Genomic DNA, 18,568 nt, shown 5'->3' with positions numbered 1-18,568 from the left:
CAACTACTTTGGTTGATTAAACTGTAAAATAAACTCTACTTCAATACCAGCTTCCGTTTTAACAAAATTAACTGGATAATTAATATTTATAGAGTACATCTCATTATTTAATACTTCTATTACTTTAAAAAACTCTAATGGAGATTGTATTAACATATTTACAAGATAATCAAAGCTTACATTAGTCTCTTTAGAACTTGATTTAAAGTTTATGCTTGTTTCTTTAGGAAATAGCATTTTTATCTGCTCTGTAACAGTAATAATTGACATAAACTCATTTGATAAATAAACATCTTTATACTCTTTTGTTCCAGTCTCTTTTTTATCTTTGAAACCTTCTACATCAATAGTTGCTTTTAAAACAGGCTTTTTACTCTCTTTAAAAGTTATATTTACTTTTTCATAATCTTTTTGCAGTTCAGGTTTTATAACTTTGATATAAGTGTCTTTATTTAACATATTTACATCAAATAGTAATCTATCTTTATCAACTGTTAATTCAGTTAAAACCATGTCATAAGGAATAACTTCTAAAGCTTTTAATACTTTAAACTCTAGCTGAGAGTTTATTTCCATATGATTTGGAAGTATTATTTCTCGTTTGATAGGTTTTGCTTCTTCAACTTTTTTTGAAACAGTTTGAGTTGGAGTTGTTACCTTCTTATCTTCCATCCCTAGCCATTTTTTATATGGTAAAACAAAAGCACTTCCTGCAAAAATTACAGCAAATACTGCTAGGGCTAAAACAAAGTTTCTAAATGTGTTTGTAGGTTTTGACCTTGGCTTTATAAAACTTTTATGACTATGTGTATCTTTTGATAACTCAAATAACTCTTCATCAACAGAGATTGGATGATAAGTTGTATCAATCATAAACTCATCACTTATTTGTTGTATCTGTTCATTTGTTAAGATTTTAATATTATATAATAGTGAAATTCTTTCTATAAATATGTTTTTACTATTTGCATAAAACTCTTCAATTGTATTTTGAATAGCCTCATGTAGCTCTAAAGCATATACTTCATCAAAAAGCTTTTGACCTAATACTTCATTTTCATAAAACTTACTTTGTTTTATATCATCAAAGGCAGATAATGTAATCTTTTTATTAAATATAATTTCATTTTTTTCATTTAAAACTACACAAAAAGCTTGGTCATTAAATAGAAGTATTACTAGATTATTGTTGCAAGGGTTTTGTTCAATATGAAGATTTAAAACATGATAAGCAGAGAAGATATAATCAACTCCACACTTTTCAAAATAGTTTCTTGTTTCAAAAAGATTGTTTTTAGAAACAGCAATATTATAGTCATTGTTTAATACTGTTACTTCGCAATCTTTTGGTTTAGCACTTTTCTTTTTTAATAATACAGTATCATCTGCAATTAATAGTGTAGAAATATAAGTGTTGTTTATTTCAGAGGCATGATTATTAAGTTTTGTGGCAATGTCTCTTCCTAAGATATCATCTTTTGCAATAAATGTAGAGCTATTTGTTTCAATAATATCATTATTGTTTAGCTTCTTATAATTGATTTTTAATTGATTAGTATATTTTATTGCATTTATATATAATGACTCTTTAGAAAACATTTTAAACTTTAACCCCTATCTCATGGCATTTACTAACATTTTTTCTTTTATATACTCTTTTGCTTCATCCATTTCTAAATCATTTACAGAAAATGGTTCAGATACATAAAAATCTATTATACCAAAAGGTTTAGGTATAACAAATCTATCCCAAGATTTTAATTGCCAATAAGATTTTGGAACAGCATTTAAAGATACTATTCTAGTATTTGTTTTCTTTGAAATAGCTACAATCCCATCTGCGATAGAAAACCTAGGACCACGTGGTCCATCAGGAGTAATTGCAACATCAGTTCCAGCTTTTAACTCTTTTAGAGCATTTTTTAAAGCTTTAATTCCACCCTTTGATGAAGACCCAGGAATACCACCTACTCCTAGATACTCACATACTTTTTTTATTATTAGTCCATCTTTGTGTTCACTAACAATAACTTTTACTTTTCCATTTTTTCTAAAGTTTCTGTAGTTTAATGGTTGCATTAATAAATCCCCATGCCACATGGCAATTATCAATGTCTCATCCTCAGAAACTTTACTATAATGAAAGTTTTTCTTTGATGTTAGATAGATAAATCTAACTATAAGCTGTAAAAAAGAAGGTGCTATTTTAGTAAGAAAATAGTTCTTTAAACTTTTCATTATTCTACAATTTCACCTTTAAGTGCAGTTCTAGTTGCACCAGTTATTTTTACTTTTACAATTTTTCCTAATAGCTCATCACTACCTTTTACAAATACTTGACAATAGTTATCTGTAAATCCAGCAATCTCACCATTTGGTTTTAATGATTCAAATAAAACCTCTACAGTTTTTCCAACATTTGAATCCATTAGTTCACTTTGATGTAACTTGTGAAGTTCAATTACTTCTGTAAGTCTTGCACTTCCAATTTCATCTTCAATCTCTAAATCTTTAAATTCTAAAGCTTTAGTGTTTGGTCTTGGAGAGTATTTAAAGTTAAAGATTTGATCAAAACGAACTTGTTTGATTACATCAATTGTATCTTCGAAATCTTCTTGAGACTCACCAGGGAAAGCTACAATGATATCTGTTGTAATTCTAACATTAGGAACTAAATCTCTAATTTTCTTAGCTCTATTTAAAAACCACTCTTTTGTATATCCTCTTTTCATAGCTTTTAATACTTTAGTAGAACCACTTTGTAAAGGCATATGAATACATTTAGATATTTTTGGATTTTTTGCAAACTCTTCAATAAACTCATCATCCATATGTAATGGGTGTGGAGAAGTAAATCTAATTCTCTCTAAACCTTCTACTTTAGAAACTTCTTGTAAAAGTCTAGTAAAGTTAATTTTCTCTCTACCATCAGAGAATCTTCTTCCATAAGAGTTTACATTTTGACCTAATAAAGTTACTTCTTTTGCACCCTTTGACACATCTTTTTGAACTTGTTCTACAATCATCTCAGGTGGAATAGAGATTTCATCACCTCTTGTTGCAGGAACGATGCAATAAGTACACTCTTTATCACATCCAATAGAAATATTCACAGATGTTTTATATAAGGAATTAGAATTTTGTGCAAACTGGTAAGTTGAATCATCATAGTCAATATCAATCTCAACTGAACCTTTTTTATCAACTACATCTTTGATTTTTGAAATATTTCTAGCTCCAACTACGAAATCTACATATGGAGCCCTTTTTATAATATCTTGACCTAAGTGTGAAGCTGTACAACCACATACTCCAATCTTAGCGTCTTTTTTCTTCTTAATATTAAATTGTCCAATCTCTGAAAACAGTTTTTGAACAGGTTTCTCTCTTACTGAACAGGTATTAATAATAATTAAATCAGCATCTTCCATCTGATCTGTTGTTGTATAATTTTTATGTTCTTTTAGTTCAGCAATTATATGTTGGCTATCAGTGTCATTCATTTGACACCCTAGCGTTTGTATAAATAATTTTTTTTCTTGGTTACTCATTTATTTTTATTCACTTTATTATTATAAAGCATGTACCTCATACATGTACTCATCATCAGCAAGTCCGTATTTAACTTCTCTGAAATATACGTTATAACCCTCATCTTCTAACGCATCAACTAAAGACATCATATCTTTGTGAGAGTTGTCTCTATCAAAATAGAATATTTTTTCACCGCTTTTATTTAACTCTTCTTTAATCTTATCAAGTTGAACTTTTTTTGGCTTTTCAGTAAGTTCATTTCTTGCAAATAATAATTCCATTTAATTACCTTTTTGTTTTTAATTAGCTAAATAGTTTATCTTAAAGTTGCTTTAATTTGTATAAAAGAACTTTTTGATATAATATTGTTCTATTCCACATTGAAAATCAAAAAACATCACATTTCAATGTTAAAAAAAGAAGGTAATTTAATGGATAAAATTATTGATATATTGGATTCTATTGCCTATGAAAAAGGCCTAAAAGTAGAAGAAGTTGAAACAGCTTTAAAAGAAGCGTTAATCAAAACTGCCGAAAAAATGGTAGATGAGACGTTAACATTTGATGCAAATATAGATAGAGAAAATAAAAAATTAGAGCTTTCACAAAAAGTAGAAGTTGTACCAGATGGAGATAGTAGATCTTTAGGACTTGACGAAGAAGGAAACAGTATTAACCCTGAAAACTTCATTGAGTTAAGTGAAGCACAAGAGATTGATCCTGACTTAGAAGTTGGAGATACAGTTGATTATGACCTAGAGTTTGAAAACATGGGAAGAAATGCTGCAACAATCTTACATAGTAACTTTGAATACAAAGTTCAAAGATATTTAGAAGAGACTTTAGTTAGTAAATATAAAAATAAAATTGGAAAAACTATTAACGGTACAGTAACTAGAGTTGACAGACAAGAAAATACTTTTGTTGAGATTGGTGAAGTAAAAGGTATGCTTCCAAGAAAATCTAGAATTAAAGGTGAGTTCTTTAAAGTTGGAGATACAGTTAAAGCTGTAGTAAAAGCTGTAAATATTGATAAAGCAAATGGTTTAATCATTGAACTATCAAGAACGGCACCTAAATTCTTAGAATCACTTTTAAGAGCAGAAGTTCCTGAATTAAAAGATGAAATCATCTCTATTGAAGCAAGTGCTAGAATTCCAGGAAGTAGAGCTAAAATCGCTTTAACTACAACTGATCCATCTGTTGACCCAATTGGTTCAATTGTTGGGGTAAAAGGTGTTAGAATTTCTGCTGTTTCTGCACAATTACATGGAGAAAATATTGATTGTGTTGAGTATTCAGCAATTCCTGAAATGTTTATTTCAAGAGCATTATCTCCTGCTATTATTCAAAGTGTAAAAATTGAAAAACCTGCAGATGGAAATGACAAAGGTAAAGCAGTAGTTACAATTCCAAGTGACCAAAAATCAAAAGCAATTGGTAAAGCTGGTTTAAATATCAGACTTGCATCAATGTTAACTAGATATGAAATTGAGCTTGTAGAAGTTGGTGGTTCAACTACTGCGACATCAAGTTCAGATAACCAAGAAGTTGAAAAAACAACAGATACTGCAAGCTTAGAGGCACTATTTAAGTAATGGCACTATTTGTTTATGACTCAGTAAAAAAAGAGAAAATTGAGTTTCAACCAATAAAAAACAATGACGTAAAAGTTTACGTTTGCGGACCTACAGTGTATGATGATTCACACTTAGGTCACGCAAGATCTGCAATTGCCTTTGATATACTACACAGAACACTAAAAGCAAATAACTACAATGTTATCATGACAAAAAACTTCACTGATATTGACGATAAAATCATCAAAAAAATGAATGATACAAATAAGTCATTAGAAGAAGTTACAAACCACTATATAGATGCATACAAAAATGATATGCAAATTTTAAATATTTTAGATAATACTTTAGAACCAAAAGCAACACAAAATCTTGATGTGATGATTGAAATGATTGAGAACTTAATCTCAAAAGACATAGCCTATTCTACTAGCGATGGGGTATATTTTGATGTTTCAAAAGATAAAAATTATGGTTCTTTATCAAAAAGAGCAAGTGATGAGAACTCACAAGCAAGAGTTGAAGCAAATACTGAAAAAAGAAATCCAAGTGATTTTGCCCTTTGGAAATTTGAAAAAGAAAATGATGTAAGTTTTGAAGCTGCATTTGGAAAAGGAAGACCTGGTTGGCACATTGAGTGTTCTGCTATGATTAATAAACATCTTGCATATAAAAATGAGCCTTTCCAAATTGATATTCACGGTGGAGGAGCTGACCTTCTATTCCCTCACCATGAAAATGAAGCTGCACAAACAAGATGTTCATCAAAAGCTTCTTTAGCAAAATATTGGATGCACAATGGTTTTGTGACAATTGATGGAGAGAAGATGAGTAAATCATTAGGTAACTCATTTTTCTTAAAAGATATTGTTAAATCATACTCAGGAGAAGTTATAAGATTCTATCTTTTAACAGCTCAATATAGAACAAACTTCAACTTCAATGAAGAGGATTTAATTGCCTCTAAAAAAAGACTTGACAAGTTCTATAGAGTTAAAAAAAGAGTTTATGGTTTAGGAAAATCTGCTGTAAATAAAGAGCTTAAAGAGAATATTCTAAAAGCTTTAAATGATGATTTAAATACTCCAAAAGCAATCTCAGTAATTGATGAATATATTAATTCAGCAAATGAGACTTTAGACAAAGAACCAAAAAATAAAAATATCAAAAAAGAACTAGTTTCAAGTTTTGAATTTATAAATGACGTATTAGGAATTGGATTTAATGATGCATATACATATTTCCAATTTGGTGTGTCACAAGAAGATATTGAAAAAATTGAACAATTAATCTCACAAAGAACTGAAGCTAAAAAAAATAAAGATTTCGAAACTGCTGATAAAATCAGAGAAGAGATTTCTTCATTAGATGTGTCTATTATGGATACTCCTAATGGTACTGTATGGGAAAAGCATTAAGCTTTTTCCATAAACTTAAAATTACATTACTGCTACAAAACTAAACATTTTTACATTGCTATTTTATTGCTACGATTGAATATCATACAAATGTCACAACTTCTTTTTATCATTAACTATATATTATAGAAGGAGTCACTATGGGAATTGGAATACAAGCATTATTTGCTGCATTACCAATATTCATTGCTGGTATTTTACTTGTAGGTTTTAGATTACCTGCAAAAAAAGCAATGCCTATTGTTTATCTTGCAACTACAGCAGTTGCATATTTAGTTTGGGAAGTTACATTCAACAGAATCTTAGCTTCTACTATCCAAGGTCTACTTATTACAGTTGCGGTTTTATGGATTATCTTTGGTGCTATTTTACTATTAAATACACTTAAGCACTCTGGTGCAATTGCAGTAATTAGACAAGGATTTAACAACATTAGTCCAGATAGAAGAGTTCAAGTTGTTATTATTGCTTGGTTATTTGGGTCATTCATTGAAGGTGCATCAGGATTTGGTACACCAGCGGCTATTGCAGCACCTTTATTAGTTGCAATTGGTTTCCCTGCTATGGCAGCTGTTATGGTAGGTATGATGATTCAAAGTACTCCTGTATCTTTTGGAGCAGTAGGAACTCCAATTTTAATTGGTGTAAACAAAGGTTTAGATAGTGCATCTATTGGAACAACACTAGAAGGTCTAGGTTCAAACTGGGAAACTTATTTACAAATCATTACAAGTGAAGTTGCTATTGTTCATGCAATTACAGGAACACTTATTCCACTATTTATGGTAATGATGTTAACTAGATTCTTTGGTAGAAACAAATCATGGACTGAAGGTTTAAATATTATTCCATTTGCTATTTTTGGTGGATTAGCATTTACAATTCCTTACGCATTAACTGGTGTATTCTTAGGGGCTGAATTCCCATCATTAATTGGTGCATTAATTGGTTTACCTATTGTTGTATTTGCTGCAAAAAAAGGTTTCCTTTTACCAAAAACAAGCTGGGATTTTGCTCCAAAAGAAGAGTGGCCAGTTCACTGGGTAAGTAAACTAGAAATCAAACTAGACTCTATGAGTACAAAAGCAAATATGTCATTAACAAAAGCTTGGATTCCATATGTATTAGTTGCTATTATTCTTGTTATTACAAGAGTTTCAGCTGAAGCTAAAGCATTTGTTACATCATGGGTTATTCCATTTAAAGATATTTTAGGAGAAGGTTTAGGATACTCAATTACTCCATTATATTTACCAGGTGGTATTTTAGTATTTGTTGCACTTACAACTTACTTCTTACACAAAATGGAATTCAAAGAGATGAAAGCTGCAATTGGAGAGTCTTCACAAGTAATGATTGGGGCTGGTTTCGTTCTTGTATTTACTATTCCATTAGTTAGAATTTTAATTAACTCAGGAATTAATGAATCTGGATTTGATTCTATGCCTGTTGCTATGGCAAACTTTGTTGCTACATCAGTTGGTGATATTTATCCATTATTTGCTCCTATGGTTGGTGCATTAGGTGCATTTATTGCTGGAAGTAATACAGTTTCAAATATGATGTTATCACAATTCCAATTTGGTGTTGCAGATGCCCTTGGAATTTCAACTGCATTTATGATTGCACTTCAAGCAGTTGGAGCAGCAGCTGGTAATATGATTGCAATTCACAATGTAGTTGCAGCAAGTGCTACTGTTGGTTTACTTGACCAAGAAGGTGAAACACTAAGAAGAACAGTTATCCCTACAATTTATTATTGTTTAGTTGCTGGTATTTTAGGTTTAGTTGGAATGTATGTGCTAGGATTAGCAGATCCATTAATGAAGTAACTATAAAGGCTTTTAAGCCTTTATAGTTTTATATAAAAAGAGAAAAGAATTAAACTTTTTCTCTTACTATTTGAATATCTTTTAAATCAATATCTAAATAACATTTATCCCTGCTAGTTAAACAATCGATACAAAATGATTTTACTGTAAGTTCTAAATTATCATAATTATCTAAAGATACTTCTAGTTCATAATAATCACCGCAATAAGAGATATCTAAAATAGAAGCTTTAATCTTAGAGCTATCTGCTGTTACTTCAATCTTATCAATAGGAATTACAGCTAAGTTCTCAGGAGTGATACTTGAACCTAAATCCTCTATAAGTTTTGTTGGAAGTTTATTAATTCTATTTAAAAAGTTTGCTATATAGTATGATTTTGGTTTTTCAAAAAGCTCTTTAGCTGTTCCAAACTGCTCAATTTTTTTATCATTGATAATTGCAATTTTATCAGACATACTTAGAGCCTCTTTTTGGTCATGTGTAACTAAAATAGCACTAAGACCTAACTCTTTAATCATCTTCTTTAGCCAAACTTTTGTTTTATTTCTTAAAATTGTATCTAGGTTTGAAAAAGGCTCATCTAAAAGCAATACTTTAGGCTCATAGGCTAAAACTCTTGCTATTGAAACCCTTTGTTGCTGTCCACCACTTAACTCATGAATTTGCTTATGTCTGTGGTCAAATAAATCAAACTGCTTTAGTAAAATATCAATTCTTCTTTGCTTTTCATCTTGTTTAAGTTTATAAAGCGCAAACTCAATGTTTTCTCTTACATTTAAATGTGGGAATAAAGCATAGTCTTGGAAAATATATCCAATATCTTTATTACATTGATTTCTTCCATCATTTACTAAACAAGTTTCATTTAAAAATATTTCACCCTTATAATCATCATGTAAAGAAGCAATACATCTTAAGATTGTACTTTTCCCACATCCACTAGGACCTAGAATAGTTACAATTTCCCCTGCTTCAACACTAAAAGAGATATCCTCTAAAATCTTTGTTTCACCAAAAGAAACTGCTAAATCTTTTACACTAATTCCTATCATGAATCATTAATCCTTAATCATATTTTTAAGTAATATTAAAACAGAGATTATTCCTAAACCAACAATAAACATTGCTGGTACACTTGACTCAACAACCTGTGCTTGAGTTACAAGTTCATGGGATAATACTGCTAAAGTATCATAGTTAAATGGCCTTAGAATCATTGTAAGAGGCAACTCTTTAATTACTTCAATAAAGATGACAATAAAACTAGCTAAGGCAGAGTTTTTAATTAAAGGCAACATTACTTTATAAAAAGTTTGGAAAGTTCCTGTACCCATAGTTTTACAAGCATCATCATAGCTTTGAGGTATTTTTGCAAATCCTGATTCATAGTTGTTTATTGAAATAGCAATAAATCTAACTGTATAACCAAAGATTACTGCAATAACTGTTCCACTAAGTAAAATATCAAAACTTCTATCTATAATAGAAAAGAAACTAAGTATTCCAACTGCAACAACAGCTCCAGGAATAGAGTATCCTAATTTTGATATTTGCATTAAATAGTCTGCTAGTTTACTTTTATGAAGTCTTACATTATAAACTAAAATAAAAGCTAATGCCGTAATAAATATTGCAGAAAAAATACCAAGGGATAAAGTCTGATAAAGTACAGTTAAAAAGTCTTCATCAATTACTTCTTCATATGATCTATAAAACCATACTGTCATTTGAGAAAATGGTAATAAAAACCCAAAAAAGAAAGGAATAAAACATGCAACAAATGCAAAAATATTACTAAAGCCAGTTAGCTTTTGTTTTGCAATAGGTTTAAAATCTTTTCCACTACTTTTGTATCTTTTATTTCTTCTTTGATATTTCTCTAAAAAGATTAAAATAAAAATAAATAGCATTAACATAGAAGCTAATTTTGAAGCATCTTCAACACTTCCCATTCCAAACCAAGTTCTAAAAATACCAGTTACAAAAGTTGCAACACCATAATAATCCATAACCCCAAAATCTGCAACTGCTTCCATTACAGCTAAAATAACTCCAGCTACAATTGCTGGTCTTGAAATAGGAATTACTACTTTATAAAAAATTTGAAAATTGTTTAATCCCATAGTCTTTGAAGCATCAATAATAGACGAAGACTCTGCTCTTAAATATGTCTTACATATTAAATAAACATATGGATATAAAACTAAAGACATTACAATAATAGCACCTTCAATTGACATAATATCAAAGAAGTATACTTCTGATAAATCTTTTCCTAATAATTCTAAAATAAAAGTTGTTACACTTCCAGTAATATCAAACATTCCACCATAAATATATGCAACAATATATGTAGGAATTGCAAAGGGTAAAATCAATGCATAATGAAAAAATGAAGACCCTGTAAAGGTAAATAGTGAAGTTAAATATGCTGTTGCAAAGCCTAGTATTGCAGTTATTACTGCTACACCTACCATAATATATAATGAGTTAAAAATATATTCAAATAGTACAGTATCTACTAGATGTTTCCAGTTTTCACCGCCTGTAAATATATTTGTAAATAAAATAATTGCTGGTATTGAAATAAGTAGTGTTATAAAAACACTACTTATTGTAAGTTTATTAATATATTTCAAATTTGTCTAAAGCCTCTTATCTCCATCCTGCTTGGTCGAAGATTTTAACAGCTTTTGCATTATTTTCACCTAAAGTGTTGATAGAGATTGTATCATCTTCAAAAGTTCCCCATGAAGAAACTAGTTTTGAAGGCTTAACACCCTTTAATACTGGATATTCAAAGTTACCTTTTGCGAATAATTCTTGAGCATCTGGACTTGCTAAGAACTCAACAAATTTAATTGCATTCTCTTTATTTGGAGCATATTTAGCTACACCTGCACCTGAAACATTGATGTGAGTCCCACCATTTTCAAATTTAGGGAAGAAGATTTTAACTTTTTTAACAGCTTCTGCTTGTGCAACTTCTTTGTTATCTACCATTTTACCAATATAATAAGTGTTTGCAATTGCAATTTCACCAATTCCATTTGCTACAGCTTTAACTTGGTATCTATCATTACCTTTTGGTTTTTTAGCCATATTCGCAACAACACCTTTTGCCCATTCTAAAGCTTTCTCTTCACCGTGATGAGCAATCATTGCTGCCATTAAAGATTGGTTATAAATATTATTTGAAGATCTAACCATGATTTTCCCTTTAAATTTAGGGTCTGCTAAGTCTTCATAAGTTGATAACTCTTTTTCAATTCCTGTTCCAAGTTTATATACTGCAACTCTTGATCTTTTTGTAAGAGCGAACCATTTGTTATCTTTGTCTCTTAATTGTGCTGGGATATTTTTTGTTAAGTAATCTGAATCAATTGATTGTAATAAATCTTTTTCAGTTGCTTGGTATAATCTTCCTGCATCAACAGTGATTAAAACGTCTGCTGGTGAGTTTTTACCTTCACTTTCAATTCTTTTGATTAAAGCACTTGCTTTTGCTTTTACAACATTTACTTTAATTCCTGTTTTTTCTTCAAACATTTTAAACAGTTGTTTATCTGTATCATAGTGTCTGTGTGAGTAAACGTTTACTTCATTTGCTGCAAATAAAGAACTTGCTAACACAAGAGTTCCTAAGGCTAATTTCTTTAACATATCTGTCCTTTTTTATTAATGATAATAGTTATTGAAATAATATTGTATTGACTCTTAGTTCTTCCTTAATACTAAGAACGATTATCATAATATAATACAGGCATAAAAAAAGGGAAGAAGCATAAAGCCTCCTCCCTTTTTAGTATTAATACTTTTTAATTACTTTGCGTATGCTGCGTCAGTAACATCTTGAGTATTTACAATATATGGAACTAATGCCATGTGTCTAGCTCTTTTAATTGCTTTCTCTACCATTTCTTGAGAGTTTTTAGAGTTACCAGTAAGTCTTCTTGGCATGATCTTACCTCTCTCACTCATAGATAGTTTTAATAAATCAGTGTTTTTATAATCAATGAAATCAACTTTCATCTCAGTATATTTACAAAATTTTTTTCCGTATTTTCTTCTTTCAGCCATTTTTATTCCTTATTCCTAGAATGGTATTTCATCGTCATCGATATCGATCTCAGGTATGTTTTGCTCAGGTGCTTTTTGCATTGCCTGACTGTTCATACCACCATAACTATTTTGCCCAGCATTCTGCTGTGGTTGATTGTATTGATTTTGTTGTGGTTGATTATAACTATTTTGAGGATTGTTATATCCTACTTGGTTATCTTGCCCCATATTTTGTGAATCAGCTTTTGAATCTAACATTTTCATACTATCAACTCTTAGAGCGTGTTTACTTCTGTTAGAACCATCTTGTGCAGTCCACTGTTCAAATACTAATCTACCTTCTAATAAAACTTTTGAACCTTTTCTTAAGTACTGATTAGCAACTTCTGCAGATCTCCCAAAGATATTAAAATCTAAAAAACAAACTTCGTCTTTTTGTTCACCAGTTTGAGTTTTATATCTATGACTTGTAGCAATTGCACCTTTTGCTAGTGCTGCTCCATTAGGCATATATCTTAACTCAATATCTCTTGTAAGATTTCCTACCATTACTACTTTATTATACATAAGACTGTCCTATTTTGCTTTGTTAGTTAGCTTTCTTTGCTGCCTCATCGCTCATTTTAGTCCATGCAGCGATTTCTTTTTTGCTTTCGTATTTAATGAAAATGAATCTAATGATATTTTCGTTAATTCTATAGTTTCTTTCGATTTCTTTTAATGAAGATGGTTCACCTTTGAAATATGCAACAAAGTAGTAACCTCTTTTTTGCTTTTCAATTTCATATGCTAATGGTCTTGAACCCATATCATCACAAGCAACGATTTCTCCACCATTTTTAGTGATTAAAGTTTTCACCGCTTCGATTTGTGCCGCAGTCTCTTCTTCTGTAAGAGTTGGCTTAACAATAAACATTGTTTCATAATGTTTTAATTTTGACATCTAATTTCTCCTTTTAGTTTGTGCCGGTATCTTTACAAATATCAGCAAGGACTTTTTTTGTAAAGTTGCTGATTTTATCTAATTAAAACTGAAATTTTTCTAAGACAAGCTTGTAGATATAGATTTGAATCGTGAATTTTTGAAGATTTTAATTCTAACTCAATATTTAAAAGGTAAGTAAGTATTTCTAAGAATTTCTCTGGTTTGATATTAATTGCTAATCTTGTTTTCTTTTCCCATACATTTTTAGGAGGAACAAAACCTAATATCTCTTTTGCATTTGGTGCCCCATGAACTCTTGCATAAGAGCTTATCATAAATAGTTGTTGCACAAAAGAAGTTACTTGAGTTAATAAATAAATTTCATTCATTCCCTCTTCAAGTAATAACTCTAATTCTTCACTTATATCTTGTGTAGATAGTAAATTATGTAAAAAATCTTCAAAATTAATTGCTCCAATTCCAAAGCAGTGAGCATTTATTTTATCAGTTGTAATTTTTTCATTTAAAATTGCAAGTTTCTCTAAATCATTTACACATAAAGATAAATCTTGTCTATGCATAAAATAAAGATGATTTAATGCTGACATCTCATAATTTAAATTTAAACTTCTTGCATGATTTTCTATAAGCTTTACTGCTTCATTTGCAAAGGGTGAAAAAAGTCTAACACTAACAGATTTTAGTTTTGTAGTAAAGTATCCGCCCATTGCTTTAAAATCACTATCTCCCATACAAGCGAAAATAACTTTAGAATCAGGATTTATACTACAAGCTTCTATTAGTTCTACAACTTCTTTTTTTGGAAGTTTTTTTTCTATTTTGATAATAAGTATATTATTTGATGCAAAAAGTGAAGACTGAAGAAGTTTATCTTTTGCATATTTAAAGTTATAATCATCATAATATAGTTTTTCTATCTCATCTTTAGAACCTAAACTATCAGCCACTAAATTAGTGTAATAGTCTATTAAAAAAGATGACTGCCCATAAAACATATAAGCATTAAAGATTTCATTTTGTCTTAACTTATTATCAAATTCGTTTCTATACATGTTGAAATAATAACTAAAATTAGCTTTTTTTGTACTTTTCTTTTTTTATGAAAACAATTTGTTACAATATCAGAAACAAAAGGTTTAATTTATGGATATTGAAATTTCTACTCCTGCATTACTATTTCCAGCAGTCTCTTTACTACTATTAGCTTATACAAACAGATTTCTTACAACGGGTCAATTAATTAGAGCTTTAAGTTCACAAGCAAGAAAAGGAGAGATTGGGGAATACAAAGGTCAAATTGATAACTTGAAAAAAAGACTTGAATTAACAAAATGGATGCAGTTTTTTGGAGCTTTATCACTTTTAATGTGTACAATCTCTATGTTTTGTCTTTTTTTAGGGTTTTATACTTTTGGTAAACAAATTTTTGGATTAAGTTTAATCTCTATGTGCTTATCATTAGGTATTTCTATTTGGGAAGTTTATATCTCATCAAATGCATTAAACCTTGAACTAAAAGATTTAATGGAAAAATGTAACTAATAAATTAATAGGAGCTATTATGCAAACAGAAGCAAAGATTTTATGGACTAGTGATAATAAAGAAACAGTTGAAAACATGGTACTTTTATATGCTCATAATGCAAAATTAAAATCATGGATGGAAGAAGTGACAGTTTTAGTTTGGGGAGCAAGTCAAAAACTAATCCATGAAGATAAAAAGATTCAAGAAAAAATAAAACAGATGTCAAAAGATGGTGTTAAATTTATTGCTTGTTTAAAATGTTCAGATAACTTAAGTATCACATCAACACTAGAATCTTGTGATATTAATGTTTATTATACAGGTGAACTTTTAAGTCAATGGATTAAATCAGGGGATACAATTATTACTGTTTAATCTTCTTTTTTATATAAAGCATATATAAAATTTCTTGTATTTAAACTTGGCGTAGTAAACTCAAAAGTTTCAGACTCTAATAGTTTGAAACTTTTCCCAAGATAAAATTGAAACTCTTCTAAATCATACTGCTTTAAAGGTAGGTTTGCACACTTTTTTGCACTACCTTTTGTATATTGTGCAAAAAGAATAATACCATCTTTTCTAAGACTTTGTTTTAAACTTTCAAAATAGTTTTTGATATCTTCTTCATCAATCAAAAAATGTAGTACTGCCCTATCTATCCAAACATCACACTCTTTTTTAAAATGCTTTGAAATATCATGGTGAAAAAACTCTACATTTTTATTTTCTATTCTTTGTTTTAAAATATCTAAAGCTTCTTGGCTTATATCATTTAAAACTGTTTTTCCTTTTCTTGAAGATAAAATATCTGCTATTTTAGAAGTACCTACTCCACTTACAAAGATATCTTTATCACTTAAGTTTTCAATTTTTTCTAAATACTTTTGTGTTTGAGAAAAATCTTTTTCAAACCAACCTAAAACTTCCTCACATTGAGTATTAAAGATATTATCCCAGTGTTCTTGCTTTTCCATTAGTATTTTAATGACCCCACAATTTTTTTAGTAATTATATCACTTGATTTTATTACTATCTTTTGCTTAGAGAACAACACTTGCCCCTTATAGTTATCTAAATATACTTTCATACCAGGAACTACTCCATAAGCAACACAAACACCCTTTTCATCATCAGTTATTTTTACTTTTATTTCAGCACCAAGATTTTTTGCTGCCCATCTTGCATATTTTCTATCTTCAAAATCCCAAACCATTTGATCTATCTTTCTTTCTTGAATAGAGATATGGTCACATATTTCATCAATATTTTTAGGTGTTTGTTTTGTTTTTAACATACGGTGTAAGACTAAATCAGAGTATCTTCTAATTGGACTTGTAAAGTGTGAATAAGAAGAGAACCCTAAACCAAAGTGTCCTAAGTTTTTAGAAGAGTACTTAGCTTGTGTTTGAGCATGAATAATCAGTTCATCAATTTCATCTTTGATTACTGAATGTTTAGCTTTCTTTTGAATATGAGTAATTGTATCATGTACATCATTTTGTAGTTTTGCTTTTATTCCTAAGGCATTTACATCATCAACTAGTTTTGATATTGCTTTAAACGCTGGTTCTTCATGTATTCTAAAAATCCCAACAGAGTTTACTTTTTTACTTGCTTCAATATTTGCTAAAAGCATACACTCTTCAACTAACTGGTGAGAAGGTGAAGAAGTTTCAATATCAATACCTTCTAACTCACTTTGTCTATTTAACTTTAGTCTATACTCAACACTTCTAAAGTCATAACCTTTCTTTAGTCTTTCATGTCTAAAAGATTTTGTAACCTCGTATAAAGAGACTAAAGTATCAAAAATAGCTTTTTCTTCTTGTGTGAAAGTATCAAACTTACCATCTAAGATTCTGTCAATTCTTCCATATGAGAATTTTCTTCTTGATTTTATGATTGCTTCAAATACTTCTGATTTTAATATTGCTTTATTTTCTATATCTAAATAGATTTTAAATACATAAGAGTATCTTTCTACGCCTTCTTTTAATGAACACATATCCTCACTAAGCTCATTTGGAAGCATTGGTAAAACTTTTCCTGGTAAATAAGCAGATGTACTTTTTTGAAAGGCTAATTTATCAAGCTCACTACCCTCTTTTACAAAATAAGAAACATCAGCAATAGCTACATAAAGGATTTCTCCTTCTTCATCATAATAGATTGCATCGTCATGGTCTTTTGCACTTGCAGGGTCAATTGTAGTAAAAGCTAAATGTGTTAAATCAACTCTCTTATTAGTATCATCCATTTTGGCTTCTACATTTAATGGTTTTTGTAATCTAAACTCTTCATTATATAGATGTAATGATATTTGTTCATCTATTTTTGCGTCTGAAATATTTCCTAGGTTTTTTATAATTTCAAACTTTTTGTCATCTATTAATAAAACATCATTCTCATTTGCTTTAAGCTCTTTTTTTATTTGAAGTTCAATATTCTCTTTTATAGTATAAAACTTATTGTCTCTTTTATATACTAAAATTTCTTTTCTAGTTCCTTCTAGGATTCTTATAATTTTTGCTTTTGTTCTACTTCTTGGATTAAAAACTCTTTTTGCTAATACTAAATCATTATCATATGCACCTTCTAGATTTTCAAAATCTATTCTTATATCTTTGTATTCATTTGATAAGTCTTTTAAAGTTGCTGTATTTTTATTGATTTTTACTGTAGCAATTTTATATTTAGAATTTATTTCAAATATATTATTATCTTTTCTTATGATTATCTTTTCATTTAAAAAAGGTTCTAATCGCGCTAGTTCCTCATTTGAAAAGTCATTTATACCTTTTTCAATCTTTGTAAAAATCTTTTTTAACAAGACTTATCCTTTAATTAATATTTTGTTATTTGTTTGATATAATTTTATTCTTAAGTTTATTCAAAGGATGTTTGAATGTTTTTCAAAATAATTATTTCTCTCACTCTATTATTAAGTACTTCACTTATAGCAAATAGTATCAAACCTACACTTATATTTTATTGTGGAATTACAATGGTTAAACCTATCAAAGAGATGGCTAAAATTATTGAAGATAAATATAACTGTACTATTAAAATCTCTCAAGGTGGTTCAAAAGACCTTTATGACTCATTGAGGTACTCAAAAGTAGGTGATTTATTTCTTCCTGGAAGTAACTCCTATAGAACAAATAATCTAAAAGATGGATATTTACTAGAAGCAGTTGAAATAGGCTATAACAAAGCAGCAATTTTTGTTAGAAAAGATAAAAACAAAGAAAATATTGATTTAGAAGATTTTATAAAAACATCTTTATCTTCAATTTTATGTAATCCAAAATCAGGAAGCATAGGAAGAGAAACTAAAAAAATATTTGAAAACTACAAAGGTGAAGATTTCTTTTATGAGGCTTACGACAATTCTGTTGAAATTGGAACAGATTCAAGAAACCTTAATAGAGCCTTAATAGATAAAAGAGCAGATATAACTATAAACTGGCGTTCAACAGCTTTTTGGCAAGAAAATAATAAATATATAGATATAATAGAAATAGATGAAAAATTTGCTAAAAAAGAGCCACTTAAAATATCACTACTCAAGTTTTCACAAAATAAAGAGATTGCAAAATCTTTTATGGAGTTTGCAGTTTCTAAAGAAGGACAAAAAATTATGAAAAAGTATGGTTTTTTATAGGATGA

Annotated in this window: 18 protein-coding genes and 1 pseudogene; 6 read left to right on the top strand and 13 right to left on the bottom strand. The window is 29.2% G+C overall.

Annotated elements, in window-relative coordinates:
• Positions 1-3 precede the first annotated feature (3 nt).
• The 4 genes from CRV02_RS03175 to CRV02_RS03160 are packed head-to-tail and all read right to left on the bottom strand — an operon-like array spanning position 4 to position 3,815.
• Positions 4-1,599, bottom strand: coding sequence for a hypothetical protein (locus tag CRV02_RS03175; protein ID WP_129089133.1), 1,596 nt, complete (start codon positions 1,597-1,599; stop codon positions 4-6).
• 15 nt (positions 1,600-1,614) lie between these two features.
• Positions 1,615-2,238: a lysophospholipid acyltransferase family protein gene (locus CRV02_RS03170; RefSeq protein ID WP_129089132.1), complete on the bottom strand. Its 624-nt coding sequence runs from the start codon at positions 2,236-2,238 to the stop codon at positions 1,615-1,617.
• Positions 2,238-3,551 (bottom strand): tRNA (N6-isopentenyl adenosine(37)-C2)-methylthiotransferase MiaB, encoded by a 1,314-nt coding sequence (gene miaB / locus CRV02_RS03165; RefSeq protein WP_129089131.1) that lies wholly within the window; start codon positions 3,549-3,551, stop codon positions 2,238-2,240. The genes CRV02_RS03170 and miaB overlap by 1 nt, the downstream gene beginning before the upstream one ends.
• A 21-nt stretch (positions 3,552-3,572) precedes the next feature.
• On the bottom strand, positions 3,573-3,815 hold the full coding sequence (locus tag CRV02_RS03160; protein ID WP_129084917.1) for an HP0268 family nuclease: 243 nt from the start codon (positions 3,813-3,815) through the stop codon (positions 3,573-3,575).
• 150 nt (positions 3,816-3,965) lie between these two features.
• Here CRV02_RS03160 and nusA point away from each other — a divergent pair, with 150 nt between their 5' ends.
• The 3 genes from nusA to CRV02_RS03145 all read left to right on the top strand — a co-directional run bounded on the left by nusA (position 3,966) and on the right by CRV02_RS03145 (position 8,364).
• Positions 3,966-5,132, top strand: a complete 1,167-nt coding sequence (gene nusA / locus CRV02_RS03155; RefSeq protein ID WP_129084918.1) for a transcription termination factor NusA — start codon at positions 3,966-3,968, stop codon at positions 5,130-5,132.
• Entirely contained in the window at positions 5,132-6,532 is a 1,401-nt protein-coding gene (cysS, locus tag CRV02_RS03150) for a cysteine--tRNA ligase (RefSeq protein WP_129089130.1), read from the top strand. The genes nusA and cysS overlap by 1 nt, the downstream gene beginning before the upstream one ends.
• A 140-nt stretch (positions 6,533-6,672) precedes the next feature.
• On the top strand, positions 6,673-8,364 hold the full coding sequence (locus CRV02_RS03145; protein ID WP_129084920.1) for an L-lactate permease: 1,692 nt from the start codon (positions 6,673-6,675) through the stop codon (positions 8,362-8,364).
• Positions 8,365-8,413: 49 nt separating this feature from the next.
• Here the strand turns inward: CRV02_RS03145 and CRV02_RS03140 are convergent, their stop codons facing one another.
• The 7 genes and pseudogenes from CRV02_RS03140 to holA all read right to left on the bottom strand — a co-directional run bounded on the left by CRV02_RS03140 (position 8,414) and on the right by holA (position 14,426).
• The gene (locus CRV02_RS03140) at positions 8,414-9,418 is read right to left on the bottom strand and encodes an ABC transporter ATP-binding protein (RefSeq protein ID WP_129089129.1); all 1,005 of its coding nucleotides are present in this window, start codon (positions 9,416-9,418) and stop codon (positions 8,414-8,416) included.
• Between the two features lie 6 nt (positions 9,419-9,424).
• Positions 9,425-11,005, bottom strand: coding sequence for an iron ABC transporter permease (locus tag CRV02_RS03135; RefSeq protein ID WP_129089128.1), 1,581 nt, complete (start codon positions 11,003-11,005; stop codon positions 9,425-9,427).
• A gap of 16 nt (positions 11,006-11,021) precedes the next feature.
• Entirely contained in the window at positions 11,022-12,029 is a 1,008-nt protein-coding gene (locus CRV02_RS03130; RefSeq protein ID WP_129089127.1) for a Fe(3+) ABC transporter substrate-binding protein, read from the bottom strand.
• 159 nt (positions 12,030-12,188) lie between these two features.
• Complete coding sequence (gene rpsR / locus CRV02_RS03125; RefSeq protein ID WP_129089126.1) at positions 12,189-12,446, bottom strand: 30S ribosomal protein S18; 258 nt, start codon at positions 12,444-12,446, stop codon at positions 12,189-12,191.
• 15 nt (positions 12,447-12,461) lie between these two features.
• Positions 12,462-12,995, bottom strand: coding sequence for a single-stranded DNA-binding protein (locus tag CRV02_RS03120; RefSeq protein ID WP_129089125.1), 534 nt, complete (start codon positions 12,993-12,995; stop codon positions 12,462-12,464).
• Between the two features lie 31 nt (positions 12,996-13,026).
• A pseudogene (gene rpsF, locus CRV02_RS03115) lies at positions 13,027-13,371 on the bottom strand (30S ribosomal protein S6); the annotation flags it as partial.
• 74 nt (positions 13,372-13,445) lie between these two features.
• Positions 13,446-14,426, bottom strand: a complete 981-nt coding sequence (gene holA / locus CRV02_RS03110; RefSeq protein WP_129089123.1) for a DNA polymerase III subunit delta — start codon at positions 14,424-14,426, stop codon at positions 13,446-13,448.
• Between the two features lie 91 nt (positions 14,427-14,517).
• Between holA and CRV02_RS03105 the strand changes: the two genes are divergently transcribed.
• Together CRV02_RS03105 and CRV02_RS03100 are read left to right on the top strand one after the other, a co-directional pair.
• Positions 14,518-14,916 (top strand): DUF2721 domain-containing protein, encoded by a 399-nt coding sequence (locus CRV02_RS03105; RefSeq protein WP_129089122.1) that lies wholly within the window; start codon positions 14,518-14,520, stop codon positions 14,914-14,916.
• A gap of 19 nt (positions 14,917-14,935) precedes the next feature.
• On the top strand, positions 14,936-15,274 hold the full coding sequence (locus tag CRV02_RS03100) for a DsrE family protein (RefSeq protein ID WP_129089121.1): 339 nt from the start codon (positions 14,936-14,938) through the stop codon (positions 15,272-15,274).
• Here CRV02_RS03100 and CRV02_RS03095 read toward each other — a convergent pair.
• Together CRV02_RS03095 and CRV02_RS03090 are read right to left on the bottom strand one after the other, a co-directional pair.
• Positions 15,271-15,873: a class I SAM-dependent methyltransferase gene (locus CRV02_RS03095; RefSeq protein ID WP_129089120.1), complete on the bottom strand. Its 603-nt coding sequence runs from the start codon at positions 15,871-15,873 to the stop codon at positions 15,271-15,273. The two genes, CRV02_RS03100 and CRV02_RS03095, sit on opposite strands and share 4 nt — an antisense overlap.
• Positions 15,873-17,729: a ribonuclease R family protein gene (locus CRV02_RS03090; RefSeq protein WP_129089119.1), complete on the bottom strand. Its 1,857-nt coding sequence runs from the start codon at positions 17,727-17,729 to the stop codon at positions 15,873-15,875. Before CRV02_RS03090 ends, CRV02_RS03095 begins: the two co-directional genes overlap by 1 nt.
• A gap of 75 nt (positions 17,730-17,804) precedes the next feature.
• On the opposite strand from CRV02_RS03090, the gene CRV02_RS03085 reads away from it, so the two are divergent.
• Entirely contained in the window at positions 17,805-18,563 is a 759-nt protein-coding gene (locus tag CRV02_RS03085; RefSeq protein WP_129089118.1) for a substrate-binding domain-containing protein, read from the top strand.
• Positions 18,564-18,568: the final 5 nt, after the last annotated feature.

Origin of the sequence: Arcobacter sp. CECT 8989 (genome assembly GCF_004116715.1) — a bacterium.
In the GTDB taxonomy this organism is placed as follows: Bacteria; Campylobacterota; Campylobacteria; order Campylobacterales; family Arcobacteraceae; genus Halarcobacter.
The sequence above is the reverse complement of the archived record's forward strand: the minus strand, read 5'-3'. Positions and strand labels throughout refer to the sequence as shown.

Excerpts from the sequence above, each read along its gene's own strand:
- CRV02_RS03085 (WP_129089118.1), top strand. The coding sequence starts at position 17,805 with ATGTTTTTCAAAATAATTATTTCTCTCACTCTATTATTAAGTACTTCA.
- CRV02_RS03175 (WP_129089133.1), bottom strand. The coding sequence starts at position 1,599 with ATGTTTTCTAAAGAGTCATTATATATAAATGCAATAAAATATACTAAT.
- miaB (WP_129089131.1), bottom strand. The coding sequence starts at position 3,551 with ATGAGTAACCAAGAAAAAAAATTATTTATACAAACGCTAGGGTGTCAA.
- CRV02_RS03095 (WP_129089120.1), bottom strand. The coding sequence starts at position 15,873 with ATGGAAAAGCAAGAACACTGGGATAATATCTTTAATACTCAATGTGAG.
- cysS (WP_129089130.1), top strand. The coding sequence starts at position 5,132 with ATGGCACTATTTGTTTATGACTCAGTAAAAAAAGAGAAAATTGAGTTT.
- CRV02_RS03140 (WP_129089129.1), bottom strand. The coding sequence starts at position 9,418 with ATGATAGGAATTAGTGTAAAAGATTTAGCAGTTTCTTTTGGTGAAACA.
- CRV02_RS03145 (WP_129084920.1), top strand. The coding sequence starts at position 6,673 with ATGGGAATTGGAATACAAGCATTATTTGCTGCATTACCAATATTCATT.
- CRV02_RS03160 (WP_129084917.1), bottom strand. The coding sequence starts at position 3,815 with ATGGAATTATTATTTGCAAGAAATGAACTTACTGAAAAGCCAAAAAAA.
- CRV02_RS03100 (WP_129089121.1), top strand. The coding sequence starts at position 14,936 with ATGCAAACAGAAGCAAAGATTTTATGGACTAGTGATAATAAAGAAACA.
- CRV02_RS03130 (WP_129089127.1), bottom strand. The coding sequence starts at position 12,029 with ATGTTAAAGAAATTAGCCTTAGGAACTCTTGTGTTAGCAAGTTCTTTA.
- rpsR (WP_129089126.1), bottom strand. The coding sequence starts at position 12,446 with ATGGCTGAAAGAAGAAAATACGGAAAAAAATTTTGTAAATATACTGAG.
- CRV02_RS03105 (WP_129089122.1), top strand. The coding sequence starts at position 14,518 with ATGGATATTGAAATTTCTACTCCTGCATTACTATTTCCAGCAGTCTCT.
- holA (WP_129089123.1), bottom strand. The coding sequence starts at position 14,426 with ATGTATAGAAACGAATTTGATAATAAGTTAAGACAAAATGAAATCTTT.
- CRV02_RS03120 (WP_129089125.1), bottom strand. The coding sequence starts at position 12,995 with ATGTATAATAAAGTAGTAATGGTAGGAAATCTTACAAGAGATATTGAG.
- nusA (WP_129084918.1), top strand. The coding sequence starts at position 3,966 with ATGGATAAAATTATTGATATATTGGATTCTATTGCCTATGAAAAAGGC.
- CRV02_RS03170 (WP_129089132.1), bottom strand. The coding sequence starts at position 2,238 with ATGAAAAGTTTAAAGAACTATTTTCTTACTAAAATAGCACCTTCTTTT.